8 protein-coding genes are annotated in these 10,859 nt (G+C 61.6%); 7 read left to right on the top strand and 1 reads right to left on the bottom strand.

Annotated features, from left to right (window positions below):
• Window positions 1-308 precede the first annotated feature (308 nt).
• On the top strand, window positions 309-1,061 hold the full coding sequence (locus ACYQ8K_RS25805) for a hypothetical protein (protein ID WP_459973533.1): 753 nt from the start codon (window positions 309-311) through the stop codon (window positions 1,059-1,061).
• On the opposite strand, the gene ACYQ8K_RS25800 is transcribed toward ACYQ8K_RS25805, so the two are convergent.
• Window positions 1,048-1,938, bottom strand: a complete 891-nt coding sequence (locus tag ACYQ8K_RS25800; protein WP_459973531.1) for a hypothetical protein — start codon at window positions 1,936-1,938, stop codon at window positions 1,048-1,050. The two genes, ACYQ8K_RS25805 and ACYQ8K_RS25800, sit on opposite strands and share 14 nt — an antisense overlap.
• A 31-nt stretch (window positions 1,939-1,969) precedes the next feature.
• On the opposite strand from ACYQ8K_RS25800, the gene ACYQ8K_RS25795 reads away from it, so the two are divergent.
• The 6 genes from ACYQ8K_RS25795 to ACYQ8K_RS25770 all read left to right on the top strand — a co-directional run bounded on the left by ACYQ8K_RS25795 (window position 1,970) and on the right by ACYQ8K_RS25770 (window position 10,525).
• A complete protein-coding gene (locus ACYQ8K_RS25795) occupies window positions 1,970-3,337 on the top strand; it encodes a hypothetical protein (RefSeq protein ID WP_459973529.1) in 1,368 nt (455 codons plus the stop codon).
• A 45-nt stretch (window positions 3,338-3,382) separates the two neighbouring features.
• The gene (locus ACYQ8K_RS25790; RefSeq protein WP_459973527.1) at window positions 3,383-5,146 is read left to right on the top strand and encodes an AAA family ATPase; all 1,764 of its coding nucleotides are present in this window, start codon (window positions 3,383-3,385) and stop codon (window positions 5,144-5,146) included.
• Between the two features lie 2 nt (window positions 5,147-5,148).
• Window positions 5,149-6,627, top strand: a complete 1,479-nt coding sequence (eccB, locus tag ACYQ8K_RS25785; RefSeq protein ID WP_459973525.1) for a type VII secretion protein EccB — start codon at window positions 5,149-5,151, stop codon at window positions 6,625-6,627.
• A 12-nt stretch (window positions 6,628-6,639) separates the two neighbouring features.
• Window positions 6,640-7,755: a hypothetical protein gene (locus tag ACYQ8K_RS25780; RefSeq protein WP_459973523.1), complete on the top strand. Its 1,116-nt coding sequence runs from the start codon at window positions 6,640-6,642 to the stop codon at window positions 7,753-7,755.
• A 533-nt stretch (window positions 7,756-8,288) separates the two neighbouring features.
• Window positions 8,289-9,842 (top strand): hypothetical protein, encoded by a 1,554-nt coding sequence (locus ACYQ8K_RS25775; protein WP_459973521.1) that lies wholly within the window; start codon window positions 8,289-8,291, stop codon window positions 9,840-9,842.
• A 2-nt stretch (window positions 9,843-9,844) separates the two neighbouring features.
• Window positions 9,845-10,525 carry a hypothetical protein gene (locus ACYQ8K_RS25770; protein ID WP_459973519.1) on the top strand — a complete coding sequence of 227 codons (681 nt, stop codon included), beginning with the start codon at window positions 9,845-9,847 and terminating at the stop codon, window positions 10,523-10,525.
• Window positions 10,526-10,859: the final 334 nt, after the last annotated feature.

Here is a 10,859-nt window from a genome sequence, read left to right as displayed (position 1 = left end):
GGTGAGCGCAGGGCCGTCAAACGATCCCCGAAACGCAGTTACGCTCTCACCCAATGCCGTCCTCAGCCGCCTCATCATCGCATGCTGTTCCAAGGCTCTGACCTCGGCACACTTCGGCCCGAACGGCGCTATCTGACCCTCATCCGCCCCGATTGTGACTTAGGCCATCCCCCAATTTACGCTTTGCAGTCCGCCCCAATCTGCGGTTTGCGAGCCTGTTGGAGAAAGGCCCGATTACGCGACTATCCCTGCGCGTCAGGCGATTAGAATGTCACTTGGGCGCACCGCCCGAATCTTGCTCAGGAGACGTGTTTTTGGAGGCCTATCTCTATTCACAGCACTTCGGGGACAGCCAGCTGTCGTTGACCGACGCACTGATCGACGTGTCAGATCTGGCCAGCCGCGGCGTCGTGAACCAGAACAGCTCGGTATGGGTCAGTGCGCACTCGCCGCGGCCGGACATGTGGATGCTCACTGACCGGTCGTCGTACACCTATGTTCACCACTCACGCACACCGGGATTCGTCCGAATCAGCAAAACCGATCTTCGGTGGGCCGCAGATTGGAACTCGACGATCAGCAACCCGTCGATCACGTTGTCCACCAAGGAGATTTCCGCCGCAGATGACGAGGACGTGAACATTACATTTATCGTCAAGCATCGCGTCTGCGGAGAAGAGACCACCGTGATCAAGCCGGATGGGCGCAAGGGATCGATGGTGGATGGGCGCTACACGCTGGGGAACTTCACCGTGATTGATCTGCCGACATTTAGGCCGACACCGCTGGCCGAGGCTGACAGTTACCAGAAGTCACACGCGGCCCATATGGGTGCGCACCACATTCTGAGGAGCATTCCCCGCAACAAGCGGGGAAAGATTTCCCCCTACATCGATCTGATGAGGTTCGAGCTCAGCGATGATGATATGGAACGGCTTCAAGAAGTACACAGCCAGATGCGTCGGATCTCGGCTTCCCTTGTCGACACGCTACGAACGCGCTTTGCCGAACGGGGGGCCCCGATGAGTCTGCTAACCAGCGAGGGCGCTACCGATGGATGATTTTTCCGACATCGATGGTTTCGAGAATGTTCTTGATGGCCCATTGCTTTTGATCGGTGAAGACCACCCTCAGAGGTACCTGCATGGTGAACCACGTGGTTTCGGACGCCCCACCGCGAACCGTCGCGAGAACGTCCACGCTATCGCCAGGAGCCGGCGCTTGGGGAGGCGCGGATCTGGCCTTGATCTCCTCGACCGTCGTCGAGGTGAATGGGCTGCTCGTTACCGGCTTACCGGTAAAACCGCCGGTGACATACCTACCCAGGTCGTTGGTGGAGCTCGGCACGTAATAGGCCTTGACGAACCCGGAAATGGTGTCGCCCAATCCGTTGTCCACAGAAACTTGGATTGTGTATCCCGGGCCGACCTCCATCGGGACCACGTCGCCGGCGTCGAGCATCGGCAAGGCCGCCGCCTTATAGGCGCCTCCCGACGAGAGCACCATGACTTTCATGTTTGTGAACTGCACGGCCCCTGTCCCGGGAGCGGCGTAACCAATCTGCAGCACAACTTTCCATTCGGCCGAATCGGATTCGCTGTCTTTGCGCTCAACGTCGACGACGGCTGTGCTCGTAATGTTCCACGGTCTAGGCGGCAGCGATACGGCGCGAGGGTCAGTGACCATGGAGGCAAGAGTCTTTCTGTCTTGCTCTCCCGACCCCGTCAATGCGAGCCGGATAAATCGATCGCCGAACAATTCCACTTGCTTCGTGACGGCATTGAGCCGGATGTAGGTCGCCTCCGGAAGCGGCTGTTTATTGGAGGCGATCCAGGCCGCCCAACCACCTACAGCAAGTGCGACTGGCCCGCACAACACGCACGCGGCGAAGATCAATCCCGCGTGCCGATTTCGGCTGGGATCAAGGAATTTCAGCATAGTCGTAGTCTAAGGCGCCCAGGAGCACGGTATGCCGCTCGATGATTTCCGCATTCCACGAATAGAGCTGCCGCAGATCGGATCCGGCTACAGCCAAGACACCGAAACCGGTTCGGTGCACAGACCCGATCGCCATCACGCCAACTTCAGGCGTTATCTGGAAACCGGTGAAGGGCTAGACGATCTAGTCGGCGACGTGCAACGCGACACGGTGAGCAATGATGGACGCACCGACAATCAGCGCGATCACGAGACCGAGACAGCTCGGCAAGAGTCCGTGTTGCGCAGGTATGCGAGCGGACCGCCCCAGCTCACGCGAACACGACCACAGAGCTTTTTTGATGAAAGCGAAGCCGATCTCGCAACTTTCGAACACGATCGGTCGCACCGAATCCCCGTCGTAGACAACACCGATTTTCCTGATTCCGAGGAGGTTCGGACCACGTCCCCGTCTGTCGAGTCGCAACAACGCGACGCCGAGGAAACCCTGGACACCGAAGCCATCCCCGGCGATGATGCCGTAGCTCCCGCCTCCGATGATGAGACCAACGATGCGGACATGACCGGAAAGCGCAGCGGCGTCCCCGATGACCCCGGTGATCCCGTGCCTCCCCCTGGATCGTTGTGGGAATCAACGCATCACGGAGTCGGCAACGACCCCTACGATCCTGGGGATCTGATCGTCGATCCTCCGCCTGCGCGCGCCGAGCCAGGTCCGATGATGCAATGGTTGACAACTCGCTACCGCAATTGGTGGCAGCCTCTGAAATCGGCGCAAAAGGCGATCATCGCGACCGTTGCAGTGGTTCTGGTGATCTGGGTGGGCTATCTCGGATTTAGCGCGGATCCTTCGCCGCACTCCGCGCTTCCGGCGCTGGCGGACCCGCTGGTCGACACCGCGTCTCGGCCAGCGCCAACCGATGGGCCGCTGCCTCCTATGAAGGTGGAATCGCCCGGGGCCCCAGCGCGGTCCCAGCCACCAGCGAACGCTTTCAGCGGAGACGATTCGAAAGCTTGGGTCGGTGTGCGGGCATTCAACTCTGACCTGCAAACCATCCAGATCACCTACGCGCACCCCGTGTGTGTGACGTCGATCTTTGTGGTGCCTGGGTTTGAACACAAAGACACCAATGGGCGCGACCTGTGGTATGAGCATCGCATCGTCACGCTGATCGAATGGCGGATCGGTGGAAAGTCGTTCTTCCAAACGATCGATCCCGAAGCGCACACTGGCGCGACTATCCAGATTCCCGGCGTAACAACACAAGTCATCATCGGCAGGATACGCAAGACCGTACCTCCCCCCTCACTCAACAGCGATAATGGTCCTAGTGAAGAAGACATCAACTCCACCTTTGCGATATCCAAAATCGCCGTCAACGGCCATCTTGCTGGATGACTCGCCAAGGCAACGCCCACTGATCCCCACGCGGAGGAAGACACGATGACGGAGCTTCTCGAGCGGTTGGCTGCAGGAATCGCTTACATCCGGTCCGGTAATACCCCCGCGGCCATGTCGAATCTTCGCTACTGCACCACGCTTGATCCTTCCCAGTGCGACGTTTGGATCGCCATCGCCGCGGCCAATGGCGCCGTCGACAACGGCACCCTCGAGCGCATTGTGGACACAAAGAACACCTTCGATCACTGTCTGACCCAGTTAGAACCCGCGTATACGCAAGTCATCATCGACCGCAATCCCCATCTGGCTTTGGACTTCGCCGAGTTGAAAGCCCCGATCATCAATATCAACGGGATCGATTTGGCCTACGCTGCCTCGCTGGCCCTCGACAAGCGTTTCGCCCTGGCTGAAGCTTCCCTCGCCTCGCTAACCTCAGATGAGGCGGCCGCAGTCCGGTGCTGGGTTTATCACCTCGCCGGGCGCTTCCAAGACGTCCTGGAGGCTGCCACTCCCCTACTGGCATCAAGCAATCCGGATTGGGTGATCTACGGTCACCTATTCACCGGGATCGCGCATGCGCACTTCGGGAACTTCGGCGCCTCCCGCGACCACCTGTTCGCCATCTTGCCAACGGAATCGGGGCCACTAGCTGCCGAGCCCGCCGCGGAAGCCGCCTACTGGATTGCGTTGACATGGCGGGAAGAAGACGATGGCCAAGCCGCTGCGCAGTACTTTCAACGCGCACTTTCGCTCTCTCCGCAAAGCCGATTCCAGCACGCTTTAGCCGACGATACGGTGCGAATCCGCTTGACAAAGCCTGACTTAATCGCGCGGCGACGCGACCCGTGGGATGTAGCAACGGAACCCACGTTGGCGCAGGCACAGGCCCAAGAAATGGCCACCAAACGCGGAGGCCTTCTCCAGGAAGGCTTGGCCGAGCTGGACTCCATGATCGGCATGGAGCACCTGAAGAAAGATATCCGCCAGCACTGCAACTACATTCGCGGACTGCAGCGCCGCGAACAACTGGGTCTGCCGGCGACGAAGTCCTCGAAACATCTGATATTCGCGGGACCCCCGGGTACCGGCAAAACCACCGTCGCCGAGATTGTCGCGAAGATTTATTCAGGTCTGGGCGTTATCAAGACTGACAACCTAGTGACGGTGGGCCGTGGTGATTTCATCGGGGAATACTCCGGGTGGACAACGCCAAAGGTCAAAGCAAAGCTGCAAGAAGCTCTCGACGGTGTGCTGTTCATCGACGAGGCCTACGCCCTTGTCCTCGATACGGGCGACGGAGGCAGTAAGGACTCCTTCGGAGCGGAGGCCGCCACCGAAATCGTCGCGTTCATGGAGACCAACCGCGACCGCATCGTCGTCATCATCGCTGGCTACGGTGATCAGATCGACCGCCTCCTAGACACTAACGAGGGATGGGGATCGCGCTTCAAGAAGCGATTCGACTTTCAGTCCTACGGAATCGACGAGCTGATCGCAATCGCCGAACTGTGGTGCGCCCGTGAGCAATACATCCTGCCCGATGAATCACTCGATTTCATCCGGTCCCAGACACCAGGACTCAACAGTATCCACCCGCCCAGCGGGCGCAAGGTCATCGACAAGCTGGGCAACGGCCGCTTCGTGCGCAACCTCATGGAGGTCGCCGCGGAGTATGCGCTTGGAACGGCGATGGAACATTCCCTGGCCGATGACGCCGACAGCGCGGCGGTGCAGACACTCACGGCCGACTCGGTTCAATACGCTTTCCATTTGCTGGTCACACGCGAACTCGGAGGAACCCTGTAACTATGCGATTCCTCATCACCAAAACTCAGCTCAGCGGTCACCGCTGGCAGAACAATCGGCTCGAAAAGGCCATGTTGTGCCGTGACACCAAGGACACCGAGACGCCACATCGCAACCAATCCATGGCGATGTCAATGGGTATCGCGAGCATGGTCTTGCTGTGCGTGATCGGATTCGTTGTCGCCAAAATCAGTCCGCAATCAGCCCAGCGCAACGCCAAGTTCATCGTCACCGCCTCCGGTGGTCTCTACATCCAATACGGGCAGAAGTTCCACCCGGTGCTCAATCTGGCGTCGGCTCGGCTCATCCTGAATTCGCCGGAGTCGGCCAAACCGGTCAAGGACTCCGTGCTCGACACCCGGGGCCGCGGCCAAACCATGGGGATCTATCAGGCTCCTGAAATGCTTACTCCCCGCGCGGATGACGTTGCCCGCTGGACCGTCTGTGACACCCACAGCGCCCCGCTGTCACTCACAGAAGCGTCAGCGGTCAAAACGACGTTGATCGCCGGGGTAAACGATCTGAAGGGGCAAAAGGAACTCGCCGCGCCTAACGCGGTCGCAGTACGTGACCCAGACACGCTGGGGCAGGTCTGGGTGATGTGGGGTAACCGCCGCGCCACCGTTGGCGGCGACGACAAAGCCGCACAAGCCGTGCTTGGACTTACCCCTGACACGATGAGCAAAGCTGCGCCGATTTCGCGGGGTTTGCTCAACACGATCACCGCGGCGCCGCCGATCACAGCGCCTTTCATCCCTGACCGCGGTGCGCGCAGCGCGGCCGTGTCCGGTATGTCCAACGGCGATGTGGTCCGAACGAAATCGGTTCTCGGGCAAAATGTTTTCACCGTCGTCTACAGCGACGGAGTGCAAGAAGTGCCGTCGCTGGTCGCCGAACTGCTCGCAGCGGCCGGTTCGCCGATTATCACCACTCCGGCGGCATCGCTGAGGGCGGCGCCGCGGGTTCAACGTATCGACGTAGCAGCGTTTCCCCCGGTGGCACCGGTATACGTGCAGGCCCCCGTGATGTGCTGGACGTGGACGCGCAGCACCACAGATGCGGTTGCCAGCACTCGGTTAACGGTGGGCGACGAGCTGCCGCTGCCCGCTGAGGATGCCGCCAAGGTGGTCTCCTTATTGCCGATCACCGGGGTCGACCATGCCCAACAGGCCTTCACAGCTCCGGGTAAAGGCTGGTACGTGCGGGTGACGGGTGATACTCGAACCTCGGAGGCGCGCGAGCAGCTGCTGTGGATCGATGACACCGGTGTGCGGTATTTCCTCGGATTGGATAACAAGAGCTACGACGGCACGGTGAAAGCACTCGGAATCGATGCGCGCTCGCCCCTGCTAATTCCGTGGAGTATCGCCAGGCTCTACGCGCAAGGTCCGACGCTGTCGAAATCGGCTGCGTTGACTCTGCACGAAGATGCTCCCACCGATGCACGGCAAAAGGCCGCGCCGAAACCCGACAAGAACTGACCGGAGACGCTCGTGACAATCCCATTTGACCCAGTAGCCCGAAAGACTACGTCGTTCGCGGCTAAAGTCGACGGCAAAGAGGTATCGGTCAAGTTAGAACTGCCGCCGCCGCTGGAAAAGACTGCGCCGGCACCGATCTGGCAGACCATCCTCGTACGTTTCGTCGTGATCCTCATGGTCAGTCTCTTCGCATTGATGCTGGCGATGGGATTGCGTCAGTTCAACCCGATGTACATGATGGGCATCTTCGCGATGGTCGGCATGGCCGGCATTGGCGGCGGGCATTTGCTAGGTGGTGGTAAGAACCCTTCTGGTGAGCTCAATTTGATGCGTCAGGACTACGTGACCGGACTACGCGAACAACGACGCAACGCGCACGCGATCAATAAGCACATCCACGCAACCCAGACGTCGATCTATCCGCATCCCGATTCGCTGGCCGCCCGCTGCGGAGTGCCTACCGAAATGTGGACCACGCAGCCGCCGATGGACACCCCGTCGATCGGGGATAGTCGCGAGCAGACAGAGGTACCGCAGACCAACCCCTGGGGCAGCGCACGCATCGGTGTCGGCTACCGCCGCACCGAACCGTACATCACGCCCGGCGCCGACAAGGCCCCCGAGACATACGAGCCCGTAACGGCCGCGTCCTACATGCGGTTCATCCGCACTCAAAACGTCATCACCAACTGCCCCATCGGCGTTGACATCTTCAGCCGGGCCTTCATCGTGTGCGCAGGAGACCCCGACCGGCTCATCGCGACCAGCCGCGCCATGATCTGTTCTCTTGCGGCCAACCACTCCCCTCGGCACCTGCAGATAGGCATCATCACCGACGACGTTGCCGAGTGGGACTGGCTCAAATGGCTTCCTCACTGCAGTGATCCCTCGCGCCGCGACCAGTCAGGGCAAGCCCGGCTGCACTGGTTCAGTCTCGAGGAGTACGCTGCCGATCAGCGCAACGTTATCGCCTCCAAAGGCCCACACACCGCCACCCACACCCGCAACGAGGCCACCCCGCACCGGGTGATCTTCGTCGACATCCCCGGGCAGGATCCAGACATTCCGGTCGGAGTCACCTCAGCTGGCGTCGCCGATCACACCTTCGTCTACGTCCGGCACAGTTAACGGGCGAACGGGGCGACGATTTTGCCCCGAAACGCCGCATCGAGGCACCTGACGCCCGGTTCTAGCTGCGAATACGCGCTGAACGGGGCGCTGGCGACTCAACGCGGTCAGAGCTGATAAGCGATGCCTGGGAACGGGTGTTCAGTGCTCTGCGGCCCAATGAGGGGTCAAAGGACCGTTTTCCATGTATTTGCGCCCAACTGCTGCCCGACCCAGCGCGATAGTGTGCTCGCCAGGTGGCTCAATCGCGCCGTTCTTGGTTCAGCCGTCGTTCGGCGTCAATGTCGCCGAACTATCTTCGATGCGGCCACGACCGTCACTTGGACCTTGCAACGCGGGATTGTGTGGCTCTGCGCTTTCGGGTGTTGCTGGAAGAATGGTGGGGTTGAGGTCGTGATAGCCGGCTAGGAAACGCGACCCAGCTTCGGATCAATTGTGATGTCGGTCATGGTTGGTTGTTTTCGGTGTTTGAGGCGGCCTGCTTGTAGAGGCCCCTGCACGGAGTGGGGCCGAAGCAACGAGGAGGACGTCTCATGGAAGCGGACCAGAGCAGCGGCGATGAGGCTGACTGCGAACCGAAAGATTCCGTGCCCGGCCAGCAGTCGGTGGCTTCGGCGGACCGGTTACCCGTGGTGAGTTCGGTGGCTGATCAGTTGATCGGGAATTCCTGGGTGGCAGGCCCGCAGTTCAAGGTCGACAACTTCTTGGCCGGCTCGTCCGCGGTGCCCTCGGTGATGTATGCGATGGCCCCCTCGGCTAGCGAGGCGGCGCTGAACATGTCGAGGTTGATCGGCGCCGACCACTTCGTGCGGGCGGAGGCCGATGCAAGGTTCAAGCTGACAGATCTGCTGGTCAGTCAGGTAGGTCGGATCTCGGACGAGCTGCATGCGGCGCCGAAGCTGACCGATGTGTGGGCCAAGCCTGCCCGGCCGATATGGGAGGGGTTGCACGCTGGTCCGGGCCTGGGCGTGGAGTTGGCCGATGAAGCGTCGGCGCGCGCGAAGGAGATCATCGCCGACCTGGCGGGGTTGGGACCGGACGGTCCGTTGGCCGGGGCGGTGTCCCCGGTGTGGGAGGGCCTGCAGTCGCCGGCGGTGTCGGAGCTGGCGGGATCGGTTGTGCCTGCCGGTCCGCAGCCGTCGGTGTTGTCGGGCTTCACGTCGGGTATCGCCGAGAAAATGCTTGCCGGCGTGAATGTCGGTTCGTTCGCCGGGCTGGATCTCGGTTCGCCGTCGCGGTTTGTGGTCGACCAGCTCAGCAATGTGATGGGGCCGGCGCTTTCCGGCGACCGGTGGCCGTGGTCGAAGTGGTCGGGCGCCGGCGCGTCGGAACGCGTGACCGCGGCCATGCACCGCCATGTGCAGGGGCTGGCGGCGTGGGCAGAGACCACGCATCGGGCTGCGATGGATGCAGTTTGGCGGGCGCCGCAGCAGTCGATCACCTCGATGCTGCAGTCCTTTTCGGTGCTGGCCGATCAGGGGGTGTCGTGGGGTTGGCGGGCGTTGTGGGCCGCGCTGCGGGCGCAGGAGGCGGTGCTGCGCGGGGACCTTAAGACGATCGTGCGGTTCCTGCGCGAGTGGCTGGGATTCAAGAGGACACCGCATACCCTCGTCGACGCGGCTTCGGCGGTGCTGTTGGAGGAAGCGGCTTGGCTACCGGCTGGGCTTGCCGGTGACGACAAAGTGGTCCCGCTGATCAAGAAACTCACTGTCCGCGAGCACCGGAACTTTCGGCTGCTCGGCGATACGCAGCTGGGTGGGCGGCCGGTGGATTCACTGGACCGGAAAATCCCGATCTCGCGAGATGAGGCGGTGCGTGTGCCGCTGGTTGAGGTGGTGCCGGCACCTCCCCCGCCGCCGGCCGAGGATGACATCAGCGACCCCCGGCTGTTGCAGATCATGGACAAACTCACTGAGCGCGAGGGCGAAATCCTGTGGACGAAGGCCGAAGAGGGACGTACCTGGGCGGATGCCGCGGTTTCGAGCGGTGCGACCCTTAAGGACGGCGACAACCTGCGCCGCAAGGTCAAACGGCTGAGCAAGACCGCAGCGGCCAGCGCGGCGGTAGAGGCTCGAGCGGCGGGGTAACGGTGGGCTCCTCTGTGCACCCCGCTCAGCGGGCGATCGACGACGCCTATCGGCGCACCGGTGGCCCGGTGGCATTTTTGGACGAGTCCTATCAGGCACCCGATGCCGTGGCGGCCCACCGTCGGACGTTTTACATCTTCACCGCGGTGGTGGTTGACCTGAAAGACATGGTTAGTCTGCGCAGTGGGCTGGGCCGGATTGCCGGGGGCTCTCACTGGCATACCAGCGAGGCGCTGAAAACCGATCACGGATACGTGCAGACCCGCGAAATGCTCGACTACCTTGCCGAGGGGTTGGAGGCGTGCGTGATCGCCCACCAGGTGCAGGTTGATGCCGCGGACACCGATGCCGAGGAAGCCCGCCGAGCCTGCTACCAGGGACTGGCCATCGAGTTAGCCGCCGGCCGCGCCGGTGTGTGGGACCCGGTGGATCTGCTGGTGCTAGAAGAACGCAACCAGCGCAACTTCAAGAACAAAGATCAGACCAACCATCGCGAACTGGTCTCCGAGCAGCTGGTCCCCCGCAATACCCGCCTGCTGCAAACCTCGCCGGCAGCCGAAAGGCTGTTGTGGTTGCCCGACTTGGTGTCGTCGGCGTTCCGGCGCACCATCACCCACCGCGACGTGACGAGGACCCTATTCGATGTCATCAAAGACCAAGTGCACTTTGTAGCGCCTGCCTGAACTGGCCAGGTGATGAATGGTCAGAAAAACAGAGCAGCCCCCGGCTGCCGTAGCTACACCGAGGGCCAGACCGACTGTCGAGGCATTCAGCCCGGAGGGCCGGTTCCTTGCTCGCACCCAGGTTAACACCTACTTAGGTTGGAATCATCCCCGTTGACAGGGTTGGCGCCCAAACTCGCGTAGGCCAGGCAGATTGTGAGCTGGTCCCCGCGGTTAGGCCACCGGGCGGAGCTGGGGCCCCACCGCCCCACGCCCGGAAATTGCGACCTGGAAAAACGGCCTGTACGCGCCGTTGTGGCACGATCGAGTCGGTCCGCATGGGGTTGGTGCCGCG

This window comes from Mycobacterium sp. MUNTM1, from assembly GCF_054660795.1.
This window is presented reverse-complemented; position numbering and strand designations above follow the sequence as displayed.